The sequence below is a fragment of the Streptomyces sp. NPDC087787 genome (genome assembly GCF_044743035.1).
Lineage (GTDB): Bacteria > Actinomycetota > Actinomycetes > Streptomycetales > Streptomycetaceae > Streptomyces.
In genome coordinates this window covers 181,350-194,989 of sequence record NZ_JBIUVQ010000002.1, presented here as the reverse complement: position 1 = coordinate 194,989, position 13,640 = coordinate 181,350, and the positions used below count along the sequence as shown (strand labels likewise).

The 13,640-nt window shown below is 72.9% G+C and carries 9 protein-coding genes and 1 pseudogene; 5 read left to right on the top strand and 5 right to left on the bottom strand.

Annotation, left to right across the window (positions count from 1 at the left end):
• Positions 1-4: 4 nt before the first annotated feature.
• Positions 5-484 (top strand): annotated as a pseudogene (locus ACIOWN_RS04960) (PP2C family protein-serine/threonine phosphatase); the annotation flags it as partial.
• Here ACIOWN_RS04960 and ACIOWN_RS04955 read toward each other — a convergent pair.
• Positions 481-1,464 (bottom strand): alpha/beta hydrolase, encoded by a 984-nt coding sequence (locus ACIOWN_RS04955; RefSeq protein WP_362348378.1) that lies wholly within the window; start codon positions 1,462-1,464, stop codon positions 481-483. The pseudogene ACIOWN_RS04960 and the gene ACIOWN_RS04955 overlap by 4 nt on opposite strands.
• 423 nt (positions 1,465-1,887) lie before the next feature.
• Here ACIOWN_RS04955 and ACIOWN_RS04950 point away from each other — a divergent pair, with 423 nt between their 5' ends.
• Complete coding sequence (locus ACIOWN_RS04950; protein WP_362348379.1) at positions 1,888-2,607, top strand: FAD binding domain-containing protein; 720 nt, start codon at positions 1,888-1,890, stop codon at positions 2,605-2,607.
• A 203-nt stretch (positions 2,608-2,810) separates the two neighbouring features.
• Complete coding sequence (locus ACIOWN_RS04945) at positions 2,811-5,117, top strand: heavy metal translocating P-type ATPase (RefSeq protein ID WP_362348381.1); 2,307 nt, start codon at positions 2,811-2,813, stop codon at positions 5,115-5,117.
• A gap of 61 nt (positions 5,118-5,178) precedes the next feature.
• On the opposite strand, the gene ACIOWN_RS04940 is transcribed toward ACIOWN_RS04945, so the two are convergent.
• From ACIOWN_RS04940 to ACIOWN_RS04930, 3 genes are all read right to left on the bottom strand, one after another.
• Entirely contained in the window at positions 5,179-6,474 is a 1,296-nt protein-coding gene (locus ACIOWN_RS04940) for a MalY/PatB family protein (RefSeq protein WP_401980440.1), read from the bottom strand.
• Between the two features lie 192 nt (positions 6,475-6,666).
• Entirely contained in the window at positions 6,667-7,806 is a 1,140-nt protein-coding gene (locus tag ACIOWN_RS04935; protein ID WP_401980644.1) for an acyl-CoA dehydrogenase family protein, read from the bottom strand.
• A 48-nt stretch (positions 7,807-7,854) separates the two neighbouring features.
• On the bottom strand, positions 7,855-9,039 hold the full coding sequence (locus ACIOWN_RS04930; protein ID WP_401980437.1) for a CaiB/BaiF CoA transferase family protein: 1,185 nt from the start codon (positions 9,037-9,039) through the stop codon (positions 7,855-7,857).
• Positions 9,040-9,178: 139 nt separating this feature from the next.
• On the opposite strand from ACIOWN_RS04930, the gene ACIOWN_RS04925 reads away from it, so the two are divergent.
• Entirely contained in the window at positions 9,179-10,642 is a 1,464-nt protein-coding gene (locus ACIOWN_RS04925; protein ID WP_401980435.1) for a PucR family transcriptional regulator, read from the top strand.
• A gap of 155 nt (positions 10,643-10,797) precedes the next feature.
• Positions 10,798-11,613, top strand: coding sequence for an SAM-dependent methyltransferase (locus tag ACIOWN_RS04920; protein ID WP_362348389.1), 816 nt, complete (start codon positions 10,798-10,800; stop codon positions 11,611-11,613).
• An 87-nt stretch (positions 11,614-11,700) separates the two neighbouring features.
• Here ACIOWN_RS04920 and polX read toward each other — a convergent pair whose 3' ends face one another.
• Complete coding sequence (gene polX / locus ACIOWN_RS04915; RefSeq protein WP_362348391.1) at positions 11,701-13,428, bottom strand: DNA polymerase/3'-5' exonuclease PolX; 1,728 nt, start codon at positions 13,426-13,428, stop codon at positions 11,701-11,703.
• Between the last annotated feature and the right edge of the window lie 212 nt (positions 13,429-13,640).

Genomic DNA, 13,640 nt, shown 5'->3' with positions numbered 1-13,640 from the left:
CCGTACCGCGACCCGCACCCTGGCCGCGCTCGACCTGGACCCCGCCGCGGTCCTGTCGCACCTCGACCGCATCACGGGCGAGCTGGAGCAGCGGTTCGCCACCTGCACGTACGCCGTGTACGACCCGCGCCGAGCCTGCTGCCACGTCGCCATGGCCGGACATCTGCCGCCGGTCCTCATCCCCGCCTCGGGCGCCCCGCGGCTGCTCGACCTCCCGACCGGAGCACCCCTCGGCGTGGGAAGCGTCCCCTTCGAGACCACCCGGCTCCGCATCGGGCCCGGGGACGGGCTGCCGCTCTACACCGACGGGCTCGTCGAGACCCGCAGCCACTCGCTCGACGCGCAACTGGCCACGCCGCTGAGCCTCCTGACGCGGCCACCGGGTCCGCTGGAAGAGACCTGCGACCAACTGCTGGACGCCCTGCGCAGCCCCGAGGAACCCGACGACGTGGCCCTGCTGCTCACCCGCGCCGGCCGGAGCTAACCGGTGGCGGACGCCTCGTCGTCCGTGCCGAGCGCGTCCCGCAGGAACCGCACGGCCTGGTCGATGGCCGCCCGGGCGGCCTTGGAGTGGCTGAGCGAGTTGAGCATCATGAAGTCGTGCACCGTGCCGTCGTAGCGCACCGTCGTCACCGGAACGCCGGCGGCGCGGAGCTTGGCGGCGTACGCCTCGCCCTCGTCGCGCAGCACGTCGGCCTCGTCGACGAGCAGCAGGGCGGGCGGCAGTCCGGCGAGCTGCTCGCTGGTGGCCCGGTTGGGGGAGGCGGTGATCTCCTCGCGCTGGTGCGGGTCCGTGGTGTAGGCGTCCCAGAACCACTCCATCAGCTTGCGGCTGAGGTAGTAGCCGCTGGCGAACTGGTCGTAGGAGTCGGTGTCCATCGCCGCGTCCGTGACCGGGTAGTACATCGACTGGTGCACGAACCTGACGTCACCGCGCTCCTTGGCCATCAGGGCGAGCGCCGCGGTCATGTTCCCGCCGACCGACTCGCCGGCCACCGCCATGCGCCGGGCGTCCAGGCCCTTCGCCTCTCCCTCCCGTGTGATCCACTGCGCGGTCGCGTAGCCCTGCTCGATGGCCACGGGATAGCGCGCCTCCGGCGAGGGCGTGTACTCGACGAAGGCCACGGCGGTACGGGCGCCGACCGCCAGCTCGCGCACCAGCCGGTCGTGGGTGCCCGCGTTGCCCAGCACCCAGCCGCCGCCGTGCATGTACACCACGACGGGCAGCGTTCCGGTGACGCCCCGCGGCCTGACGATGCGGACCCGTACGTCGCCGACGGAGGCCGGTACGTTGATCCACTCCTCGTCGACCGGCGGTTTGTCGACCGGCGCGGCCTGAAGGTCGTCGAGGACCTTGCGTGCTTCGGCGGGCTCCATCTCGTACAGGAAGGGGTGCTTCGAGGTCGCGTCGGCGAGTTCCTGCGCCGGGCGCTCCAGGACGATCGTGCTGGACTGAGCGGCCATGGCGATGCTCCTTGGCGATGCTGAGAAGCGCATGCTGAGACGCGCGTGGCGAGACGCGCAGGGTGCCCGGCCGGCAAGCGCCGGTGCCACTGAACGCCCGGGCCCCGGGAAACGAGTCCTTGTCCAAGGTTCGAGGCCTTCGTCCAGGCCCTGCGAGCCGATGTGCCCATCGTAGGCGCACATCCTGCGGCCATCGACTCGCGGCGAAAGGGCGACGGCGGCAGACCGGTTCGGAGCGGGTGGGTATGCGGCGGGGATATGCGCCGGGGATATGCGCCGGAGCGCTGCCGCCGGCGTGCCGTGTGCTCGTGTGAGCCCTGTGCGCGCCCCCGTCCGGGAGGGAAGACTGCCTGCCGGCGGGCAGGGGACCGCGGCACTGCCCACCGCCTTCGTCCGGCGTCCCAGGAAGGCAGGTCGGTCGCTGTGCTGTTGCGTCTGCCCACGTCCGTGTCCGAAGCACGGGAGTGTCTGGCGGAGGGGGCCGTGCCGATCGGCGGGGCGACCCTCGTCTGGGCCACCTGGCAGCGCGACGGATTCCCCGAACTGGCCATGTCCCTGCGCGAGTTGCCGGAGGCCAACGTCGTGGGACGGCGGACCGTGGGCGGCGCCGTGGTGCTGCACCGGATCGACGAGCGGGTTCCCGGCGTACTGCGCCTGGCCGCCGCCACGGTGGGCACCGGGGCCGTGCGCCGGACGGCGACGGTCGGTGGCAACCTCGTCGGCAGTGCGCTGCGCTGCCTGCTGCCCGCCGCGCTCGTCCTGGACGCCCGGGCGACGGTGCTGGAGCCCGAAGGCGTACGTGAGGCGGACCTGTCCGAGGTGGTGGCCAAGCGGCCCGTCCTGCTCAGCCTGCGCTGGCGCGAGCCGGTCGTCTGCGCCTACCGCAAGCTGGACGGCGAGGCGGGCGGACCTCCGCCCCTCGTGGTCGCCTCGGCGGTGCACGCAGAGGACGACGGTGACCGTCTGCGGGTCGCCGTCCGTGACGGCTACGACGTTCTCAGCGGGAGTGTCCCACGCGCGGTCGACGCGGCGGAGGTCCTGAGCGGGCTGCGCGGCACGGCCCTCGGCGATCTGCCGGGCGCCGCGTGGGACGCCGTCCACTCGCAGGTCACCGGCCTTCTGGACGGCCTCGGCGCGCACTGAGTACGCGAACCGAGGAGGCGAGTCGCCGACCGTGCTGCGTGCGGCGTCGCACGTTCCCGGGCGGGTCCATGCACGTCAGGTACCCCCGCCCCGTATGTGAAACCCGGCAGGTCGAGTCCTTGCGTCATGTACCCCCTAGGGGTATACATGGGGCTGCCGGATACCCCTAGGGGGTACCTGATGGGCAAGGAGGAACCGATCACATGACCACCACGTCCGGTGCCGCCGAGGTCGCACTCGCCATCGGCGGCATGACCTGCGCCTCGTGCGCGGCCCGTGTCGAGAAGAAGCTCAACCGCATGGACGGCGTCGAGGCGACCGTCAACTACGCCACCGGGAAGGCGAAAGTCACCTTCCGCGAGGATGTCGCCGTGGCCGACCTGATCGCCACGGTCGAGGCCACCGGCTACACCGCGCGCGAACCCGAGCCCGTCCGTGCCGAGCCCGAACGGGCCGACCGCTCGGCGGGTTCGGCGGCCTCGGTGGGCTCGGTGGGTCCGGCGGCCTCGATGGGGGAGGGCCCTGACGAACTCCGGCCGCTGCGGGAGAGGTTGACCACCGCGGTCGTGCTCGCCGTGCCGGTGATCGCGATGGCGATGATCCCGCCCCTCCAGTTCCAGTACTGGCAGTGGCTGTCCCTGACCCTGACGGCGCCCGTGGTGACGTACGCCGCCTGGCCGTTCCACAAGGCCGCCTGGACCAACGCCCGGCACGGCGCGGCCACCATGGACACGCTGATCTCGGTCGGCACCTCCGCGGCGTTCCTGTGGTCGGTGTGGGCGCTGTTCCTCGGCACCGCCGGCATGCCCGGCATGACCCACCCCTTCGAGCTGACCATCGCCCGCGGCGACGGCGCGGGGAACATCTATCTGGAGGCCGCGGCAGGTGTGACCGCGTTCATCCTCGCCGGCCGCTACTTCGAGGCCCGGTCCAGGCGCAAGGCCGGTGCGGCGCTCAGGACCCTGCTGGAACTGGGTGCGAAGGAGGTCACCGTTCTCCGCGGCGCACGCGAAGAACGCGTCCCCGTGACGGAGTTGAAGGTCGGCGACCGCTTCCTGGTCCGCCCCGGCGAGAAGATCGCCACCGACGGCACCGTCGTCGAGGGTGCCTCCGCCGTGGACGCCTCGATGCTCACCGGCGAGTCCGTCCCGGTCGAGGTCGCCGTCGGGGACGCCGTCACCGGCGCCACCCTGAACGCGGGCGGACGGCTGGTCGTCGAGGCCACCCTGGTCGGCTCGGACACCCAACTCGCCCGTATGGCCAAGCTGGTGGAGGACGCCCAGAACGGCAAGGCCGCCGCGCAGCGGCTCGCCGACCGGATCTCCGGGGTCTTCGTCCCCGTCGTCATCGCGCTGTCCCTGGCCACGCTCGGCTTCTGGCTCCTCGCCGGCGCCGGACCGACCGCCGCCTTCACCGCCGCCGTCGCCGTCCTGATCATCGCCTGCCCGTGCGCCCTGGGGCTCGCCACACCCACCGCCCTCATGGTCGGCACCGGACGCGGCGCCCAACTCGGCATCCTCATCAAGGGCCCCGAGGTCCTGGAGAGCACACGCAAGGTCGACACCGTCCTCCTGGACAAGACCGGCACCGTCACCACCGGCCGGATGACCCTGCTGGCCGTGCGCCCGGCCGACGGCACCGACGAGACGGACGTCCTGCGGCTCGCCGGCGCCCTGGAGCACGCCTCCGAGCACCCGATCGCCCAGGCGGTCGCCACCGGAGCCGCGGACCGTGTGGGCACCCTGCCGGTCCCGGGGGACTTCGCCGGCGTCGCCGGACTCGGGGTCCAGGGCGTCGTCGAGGGGCACGCCGTCCTCGTCGGGCGCGAGCGGTTGCTCGCCGAATGGGCGATGTCCCTGCCGGACGGCCTGCGGCGCGCCAAGGAGGACGCCGAGGCTGTCGGCCGTACGGTCGTCGCGGTCGCCTGGGACGGCGAGGCGCGTGCGGTCCTCGAAGTCGCCGACGCCGTCAAGGAGTCCAGCCCCGAGGCCGTACGCCGGCTGCGTGCCCTGGGCCTGACGCCCATGCTGCTCACCGGCGACAACCGGGCCGTCGCCGAGGCCGTAGCGGCCGAGACGGGCATCGAACCCGAGCACGTCATCGCCGAGGTCCTGCCGCAGGACAAGGTCGACGTCGTCAAGCGCCTCCAGGGCGAAGGCCGTTCGGTCGCCATGGTCGGCGACGGCGTCAACGACGCGGCGGCACTCGCCCAGGCCGATCTGGGACTGGCGATGGGAACCGGCACGGACGCCGCGATCGAGGCCGGCGACCTGACCCTGGTCCGCGGGGACCTCCGGGCCGCGGCCGACGCCATACGGCTCGCCCGCAGGACGCTCGGCACCATCCGCTCCAACCTGTTCTGGGCCTTCGCCTACAACGTCGCCGCGCTCCCGCTGGCCGCGGCCGGACTGCTCAACCCGATGATCGCGGGCGCCGCGATGGCCTTCTCCTCGGTCTTCGTGGTCGGCAACAGCCTGCGCCTGCGCCGCTTCCGGGCCATCGGCCACTGACCCGGTGGGCATCGCGGCAGGGCGTCCGCCGTTCCTCCGGGGACCGGCGGACGCCCTCGGCTCAGCCCCCCTGGATCGAAGAACCGGAGCCGCGAGCCGGGGAGGGATCCCGTCCGAGGCCGGCGACCGCGCGGCCCATGCGCGTCAGCGCTTCACGCAGGATCGTCGGTGAGGTCGCGAAGTTGAGGCGTACGCAGCCCGCGCCGCCGCTGCCGAAGACGTGTCCCGAGCTGAGGGCGACACGGGCTTCGTCCAGGAACAGCCGCGCCGGTCCGGCGAGGTCGCTCACGACGCCGGGACCGTCGGTGGGACGGTCGTCGTGCAGCCCGAGGCCGGTGCAGTCCAGCCAGGCCAGGTAGGTGCCCTGCGGCGGGACGTACCCCACGTCCGGGAGGTGCTCCTTCACCAGTTCGCCCAGCAGGCTCCGGTTGGCGTCGAGCCCGAGCACCAGCTCGTCGAGCCAGTCGCCCCCGTCGCGGAACGCCGCCGTGTGGGCGAGGATCCCCAGGTGGCTGGGGCCGTGGCCGACCTCTTCGGGCATCCGGCGCAGGTCGTCCGCGGACTCGTTGCCGGCGACGGCCACGGCGGCCTTGAGACCGGCCAGGTTCCACGCCTTGGACGCGGAGGTCAGGGCGAAACCGTTCTCCGCGCCGGCCACGCCGAGGAAGGGCGTGAAGACGGCGCCGGGCAGCACCAGCGGGGCGTGGATCTCGTCGGAGACCACCCGGACACCGTGTCCGCGGGCGAGCGCGGCGACCGCCTCGAGTTCCGCGCGGGTGTGGACGACACCGGTCGGGTTGTGCGGGTTGCTCATCAGGAAGGCGGCGCGGCGGCCGTGGCGCCTTGCGCGTATGAAGGCGTCCTCGAGGGCGGCGAGGTCGATCCGCAGGTCGGGGCCGAGACGGGCCTCGACGACGTCCCGGCCGTCGTGTGCGACGAACGCGTAGAACGGGGGATAGACGGGCGAGCAGACGACGACCGCGTCGCCGGGGCCCGTGATGAGGCGGAGCACCTCGACGATGCCCAGCATCACGTCGGGCACGAGCGCCGTGTTCTCCACGCGCAGGCCGTCCCACCCCCATCGCGTGGCGGCGAAGGCGGCGAGGGCCTCGGCGTAGGCGGTGCCGTGGGGGTATCCGGTGTCGCCCAGCGCGACGGCCCGGTGCAGGGTGTCGGCGACGGCGGGGGCCAGGGGGACGTCCATCTCCGCCACCCACAGCGGCAGGACGTCCTCCGGGTGCGTGCGCCACTTCAGGCTGGAGCGCTGCCGCAACCGCTCGAGGGACAGCTGGACGAGCGGATCGGTACGGCCGCCGTCCCCGGGTCCGGCGGGTGCCTGGTGGGTGGACTCGCTCATGCGGTGCTCCCCTCGCCCGGCGGGCCGGGCCTCGGCGCTGCGATGTGGTCGTCTCGCTGGACGGTACCCCGGTCCCCGCGCACTGGTCAGGAGGTCACCGGGACCAGGTCGGCACCGCCTCGACGGCAGCCGCGGGTGCCGCCTGCGCCCCGGCCCCCGCCGGCTCCGTGCGGTGGGCGTGCCCGTCCGCGCTCACCGGAACGCCGACTGCCCCGTGACCGCCTGGCCGATCACGAGCGTGTGCATCTCGACGGTGCCCTCGTAGGTCAGTACGGACTCCAGGTTGTTCATGTGCCGGATGACCGGGTATTCCAGCGAGATGCCGTTCGCCCCGAGGACCGTGCGGGCGGTGCGGCAGATGTCCAGCGCCTCGCGGACGTTGTTCAGCTTGCCGAGGCTCACCTGCTCGGGCCGCAGCGTGCCCGCGTCCTTGCGACGGCCCAGATGCAGCGCCAGCAGCACGCCCTTGGTGTACTCCAGGTACATGTCGGCCAGCTTCTGCTGGGTGAGCTGGAACGCCCCGATCGGCCTGCCGAACTGGCTCCGCTCCGTCGCGTAGGACTGGGCGGCGTACAGCGAGGACCGGGCCGCGCCCATCGCCCCCCAGACGATGCCGTAGCGGGCCTCGTTGAGGCAGCTCAGCGGGCCCTTCAGACCCCGGACCCCGGGGAGCACGGCGTCCGCGGGAAGGCGCACCCCGTCCAGGACCAGCTCGCTGGTGACCGAGGCGCGCAGGGACAGCTTGTGCTTGATCTCCGGGGCCGAGAAGCCCGGGGCGCCGGTGGGCACCACGAAGCCGCGCACCCCCTCGTCGGTCCGGGCCCAGACCACGGCCACGTCGGCGACGCTGCCGTTGGTGATCCACATCTTGCGGCCGTCGAGGATCCAGTCGCCGCCGTCGCGCCGCGCCCTGGTGCGCATGCTGCCGGGGTCGGAGCCGATGTCGGGCTCGGTCAGGCCGAAGCAGCCGATCGCCTCACCGGCGGCCATGGACGGCAGCCACTGCCGCTTCTGCTCCTCGGTGCCCCACTTCCAGATCGCGAACATCGCCAGCGAGCCCTGCACGGAGACCAGCGAGCGGATGCCGGAGTCGGAGGCCTCCAGTTCGAGGCAGGCCACGCCGTACTCGGTGGCCGACATGCCGGCGCAGCCGTAGCCCTCCAGGTGCATGCCGAGCACGCCCAGCGCGCCGAGTTCCTTGGCCAGGCCACGGATGTCGGGGACGGTGCCCTGCTCGAACCAGTCCGCCACGAAGGGGTCGACGCGCTGCTCGCAGAGCCGGCGCACCGAGGAGGCGACCGCCTTCTCCTCCGGGGTGAGCAGGTCGTGCAGTCCGGCGGGGTCGCGGGGGGGCGAGCGGGGGCAGCTTGGCCGGTGCGTTCATGCGGTCTTCTCCTCTGGCGGTTCGGTGGGTTCCGGGCCGGTGAGCCAGCGGCGTACGTCGTCGCTGTGCTCGCCGAGACGGGGCGGCGGCCGGTAGCCGGTGACCGGGGTGGCCGAGTACGTGACGGGGTGCCGGATCTGAGGCGGGGACGACGGGCCGACCCGGACGGTCGGTTCGAGGCCGAGCGACTCGGCCAGGGCGATGCCGTCGGCGACGGTGCCGACCCGGCCGGCCGGAACACCGACCGCGGTGAACCGCCGGATCCAGCTCTCGACCGTGTCGCGCGCGAGGTGTTCCTCCAGGGCCCGGACGAGTGCGTGGCGGTTGCGCACCCGGGCCGGATTGACCGCGAAGCGTTCGTCGTCGGCCAGCTCCGGCGCGTCCAGCACCCCGGCCAGCCGGCGGAACTGCCCGTCGTTCCCGCACGCCATGGCGAGCAGGCCGTCCGCGCAGCGCAGCGTCTCGTACGGCGCGATGGACGGGTGCGCGTTGCCCATCCGTCCCGGCGCGCGGCCGGTGGTCAGATACGCCGAGGCCTGGTTCGCCAGCGAACCCAGCAGGCTGGACAGGAGGTTGACCTCCACCCGCTGGCCCCGGCCGCTTTGCTCGCGGGCCCGCAGCGCCGCCAGGATGCCGATGGTCGCGTCCTTCGCGGTCAGTACGTCGACCAGGGCCACGCCGACCTTCTGCGGGTCGCCGCCGGGGTCGCCGGTGATGCTCATCAGACCGCCGAGTGCCTGGACGAGGAAGTCGTAGCCCGCCAGCGCCGCGCCGCCGTGGCGGCCGAAGCCGGTCACCGAGCAGTACACGACGCCCGGGTTGGCGCGGCGGACGGAGTCGTAGTCGAGTCCTCGTGCGGTGAGCGCCCCGTCCTTGAAGTTCTCCACCAGTACGTCGGCCCGCTCGGCCAGCGTCCTCGCCAGCCGGAGGTCCTCGGGGTCGGACAGGTCGAGGGTCACCGACCGCTTCGAACGGTTGGCGCTCTCGAAGTAGCTGCTGGAACCGTCGGTCCACGGCGGACCCCAGGCGCGGGTGTCGTCGCCGGAGCCCGGGCGCTCCACCTTGATGACGGTGGCCCCCAGGTCCGCCAGCATCACCGAGGCCAGCGGGCCCGCCAGGACGCGGCTGAAGTCGGCGACGACCAGGTCGTGGAGCGGCGCCTCGGGCGGATCGACGGGCATGACCACTCTCCATTCGCTCGGGACGGGACGACCGTCCGGAGACGGCGCGGATCCCTCACTGGATAAAATGCACCACACAGGGCCCGTATTGGACGGATCGCACAGGAGCAGTCGTGAGGTTTCCCGAGCAGGAGCACGCGTGACGGTTCCGACGGTGGCCTCCCTGTGCCGGGCCCTCGGCACGGATCTCGCGCCGGCCGAGGGGTTCGCCGCCTCGGCGCGCGAGGTGTCCGCCGTGCACATCAGCGAACTGACCGACCCGACCGGCTATCTGAACGGCGGGGAGCTGCTGCTGACGACGGGCCTGTCCCTGCCCCGGAACAAGCTCGGCTGCGAACGGTACGTCGGCCGGCTGGTGGAGGCGGAGCTGACCGCGCTGGCCCTCGGCCTCGGTCCGGTGCACGCCGAGGTGCCCGCGGCGCTCCTGGCGGCCTGCCGCAAGCTCGGGCTGTGCCTGCTCACGGTCCCGACGCCCACGCCGTTCCTGCGCATCACGAAGGCCTACTGGGCCGCCGTCTCCCGCACGGCCGAGCAGCACCTCAAGGACGTCCTGGCGACCCAGCGGGCGCTCGTCGACGCGGCCGCCTCCGCCGACCCGGTCGCCACCGTCCTGCGCACCCTCGGCCGGTCGCTGGACGCCTGGGCGGCGGCGTACACGGCGGCCGGCGAGGTCGACCAGGTGTTCCCCGCCGGAGCCGCCGAGCAGGCCGAGCGGGTACGCGCGGAGATCGTCCGGCTGGAGGGCGCCGGAGCGCACTCCGCCGCCTCGTTCGCGACCGGCTCGGGCGCGGTGATCGTCTTCCCGCTGGCCGTGCGGGAACGCGCCGCGGGCTTCCTCGCGGTCGGCACCTCCACGCCGCTGGACCCCACCAGGCGCAGAGCCGTGCTGACGGCGTCGGCGCTGCTGAGCCTGGACGCGGTCCGCGGCGCGCGCGCCGCGTCCGTGGCCGACGAGGGGCAGCGCTGCGTCGGACTGCTGGTCGACCTCGGGCACGCGGACGCCGCGCGCAGGCTCGCGGGCGCGGTACGGGCACCGGGCCCGCCGGACCGTGTACGTCTCCTGACGACGAGGGGCCGGGCGAGCGACAGCCTCGTCGGAGTGGTCCGCCGCTGGTGCCCGGAAGTGATCGCCGTCCGGACGGACGAGCGAGCGGCCTGGTTCCTGGTCCCCGCGGACCATCCCCCGACCGCCTGCCTGGAGGACGCGCTGCGGCGGGCGGACGCCGACGCCGCGGCCGTCCTGACGGAGGCGGTCCCGGTCGGACAGGCGCCATCCGTGCGCGCGGTCGCCACCGCGACGCTGGCGGACCTCGCCCCGGGCACCCGGCTGCTCCCCCGCCCGCCCGCGGGACCGCACGACGACGACACGACCGCGCGGCTCGCCGCCGCCTGCGACGCGCTGAGCGACGCCCTGCGTCAGGCCCTCGTCGGCTACCTGCGCCATCACGGCCAGTGGGAGGCGGCCTCCCGCGCGCTCGGCGTCCACCGCAACACGCTCCGGCACCGCGTCGCGCGCTGCCGGGCGCTGCTCGGCGTGGACCTCACCGACCCGGACGTCACCGCGGAACTCTGGCTGCTGCTGCGCCGTCGGGGCATGGCGTAGGGGACGGCGGGGCGTGCCGCGCTCGACCGGCCGGCGCCGGGGCCGCCCCTGTTCGGGAAAACCACCGGCGGAAACGCGAACTGGCGTGCGCAGAAGGGCTTTCGGAACGTAGTTTGTCGTCGGACAACCCGCGCGACGGAGAACGGACGGTACCCATGACCCACCCCGCGACGAGCCCCGACCCAGCGGCGCACCAGAAGATCGACACGACGGTGCCCCACTCGGCTCGGATCTGGAACTACTGGCTGGGTGGCAAGGACAACTACGCCGTCGACGAGGAGGCCGGCGACGCCTACACCGCCGTCTTCCCCGGCATCGTCACCATCGCCCGCAGCAGCCGCGCCTTCCTGCGCCGCAACATCACCTACCTGGTCACCGAGGCGGGCATCCGGCAGTTCCTGGACATCGGCACCGGCCTGCCGACGGCCGACAACACCCACGAGGTCGCGCAGCGCATCGCGCCCGAGTCCCGGATCGTCTACGTCGACAACGACCCGATGGTCCTCGCCCACGCCCGCGCCCTGCTCTACTCCACCGCGGAGGGGGCGACCGCCTACGTCGACGCCAACGTGCTGGACCCCGACCGCATCCTCGCGGCCGCCGCCGACACGCTGGACTTCACCCGTCCCATCGCCCTGATCCTCAGCAACATCCTCGGCCACGTGGCCGATTACGACCAGGCTCGCTCCATCGTCACCCGGCTGATGGACGCGCTGCCTTCCGGCAGCTACCTGTCCATCAACGACGGTTCGCTCGGCACCGACCCGGACTTCGAAGCGGCCCAGGAGGGCTACAACAAGAGCGGGGCCATCCCGTACAACCTGCGCACCGTCGAGCAGATGACCGCGTTCTTCGACGGGCTGGAGTTCGTGGAGCCCGGCGTCGTCTCCGTCCCGCACTGGCGTCCGGACCCCGAGGCCCCCGCCGTGGCGGCCGTCGCCGAGCACGGAGGCCTCGCGCGCAAGCCGTGACATCCGCGCGAGCCGTCCCGCGGCCGTGACCGAACCGCCGGCGCGGTGCTCGGTCACGGCCGCGTGCTGTGGGGTTCCCGAAGCGTCTCAGGCGGCCCCGTCCTTGCGCAGGAAGCCGCGCAGCCGCCGCAGCGGCCAGGTGTTGATCACATCCTCCGGGGTCAGCCACCCGCGCTGCGCCGTGCCGATTCCGTAGCGCAGGTAGGCGAGATGGAGGAGGGAGTGGGCGTCGGAGTCGACGGCGAACTTCACCCCGTGGCTCCTGGCCCGCAGGATGTCCTCGTCGCCCAGGTCGAGGCGGTCCGGCTGGGCGTTGATCTCCAGGGCCGTGCCGGTGCGGGCGCAGGCCGCGAACACCTCGTCGAGGTCGGCGTCGATGCCGGGCCGCCTGCCGATCAGCCGGGTGGTGGGGTGCCCGATGACATGGACGTGCGGGTTCTCGCAGGCGCGTACGAGCCGCCGGGTCATCGCCTCGCGGCCGAGGCCGAAGTGGGAGTGCACCGAGGCCACGCAGAGGTCGAAGCCCGCGAGGAACTCGTCGGGCCAGTCCACCTTCCCGTCCGGGCCGATGTTGAGCTCGGTGCCGTGCAGCAGCCGCATCCGGTGGTGCCGGCCGTCCAGTGACCGCACCTGCTCGCGCTGGGCGAGGACCTTCTCCTCGGTCATGCGCTGCATGGCGAGGCCGGGCGCGTGGTCGGTGACCGCGTAATACGCGTAGCCCCGGCCGGCGGCCGCCGCCACCATCTCCTCCAGCGGGGCGAGACCGTCGGTGAGGTCGGTGTGGGTGTGCAGGTCGCCCCTGATGTCGTCCTCCGTGACCACCTCGGGCAGTTCACCGCGCAGACCGGCCTCGATCTCGCCCCGGTCCTCGCGCAGCGTGGGCGGGATCCAGGGCAGGCCGAGCCTGGCGTACACGTCCTCCTCCGAGCGGGAGGCGACCCGTTCCCCGCTCTCGGCGTCGAACAGGCCGTACTCGGAGAGCTTCAGCCCCAGATGGACGGCGATCGTCCGGGTGCGGATGTTGTGCCCCTTGGAGCCGGTGAAGTACTGCAGCGCCGCGCCCCAGGAGTCCGGCCGCACCACGCGCAGGTCGACCTGGACGCCCGTGTCGGTACGGACCGAGGTCTTCTTCGCGCCGTGCGCGATGACCTCGGCGGTCGAGGGCAGTTCGGTCAGCGCGTCCATGAAGGGCGCCGACCGCTCGGCGGCGACGAGGACGTCGATGTCCCCGACCGTCTCCCTCATGCGGCGCAGCGATCCGGCGTACGCGCACCGCGCACAGCCGGTGATCCGGGAGAGTTCGGCGACGACGTCCTCGGCGGCCTCCGTGGCGGTGCCCAGCAGGATCCGCTCGCCGGCCTGCCGCATGAGGGCGATGCCGTGCAGGATGTTCTCCTCGGTCTTCTTCCCGAAGCCCTTCAGATCGCGCAGCCTCTCCGCCTTGATCGCGTCGGCCAGTTCGGCCACCGAGGAGATGTGCAGGTCCTCGTAGAGGGTCATCGCCTTCCTGGGGCCGAGGGTGGGGATGGTGATCAACTGCCGTACCCCGGCGGGAATCCTGGCCCGCGTCTCCTCCACCACCGTGACGTTGCCGGTCCGGAGGTACTCGACGACCTTCTCGGCGATCGACCTGCCGACGCCCGGGATCTCCTTCAGACCCGCGACGTCGAGGCGGGAGACGTCGGCGGGGTGGCCGCCGATGGCACGGGCGGCCTTTTCGTAGGCGCGCGCCTTGAACGCGTCGCCTCCGGTGATGGCGATGAGGTCCGCGTACTCCTGGAGGAGCGCCTCGACCTCCTCGTTGGCCCGCACCACGTCTCACAGTCTAGGAACCGACCGTTCCTGGGCAGTGTGCGGGAGTGAGTCCGCGCACCGGCGCGCCCCGAACGGTTGTGGGCGCACTGGTCGTCCGCTTTCGCGTCCCGGGCGGCGACACGGATCGGGTCCGTGGTCCGAGCCGGGTCGGCGGAGTTCCTCACGACCTGGCCATGTGGATGCGGCCAGAGGCGACGGGGAGGCCCTGAACC

Excerpts from the sequence above, each read along its gene's own strand:
- ACIOWN_RS04955 (WP_362348378.1), bottom strand. The coding sequence starts at position 1,464 with ATGGCCGCTCAGTCCAGCACGATCGTCCTGGAGCGCCCGGCGCAGGAA.
- ACIOWN_RS04945 (WP_362348381.1), top strand. The coding sequence starts at position 2,811 with ATGACCACCACGTCCGGTGCCGCCGAGGTCGCACTCGCCATCGGCGGC.
- ACIOWN_RS04940 (WP_401980440.1), bottom strand. The coding sequence starts at position 6,474 with ATGAGCGAGTCCACCCACCAGGCACCCGCCGGACCCGGGGACGGCGGC.
- ACIOWN_RS04930 (WP_401980437.1), bottom strand. The coding sequence starts at position 9,039 with ATGCCCGTCGATCCGCCCGAGGCGCCGCTCCACGACCTGGTCGTCGCC.
- ACIOWN_RS04920 (WP_362348389.1), top strand. The coding sequence starts at position 10,798 with ATGACCCACCCCGCGACGAGCCCCGACCCAGCGGCGCACCAGAAGATC.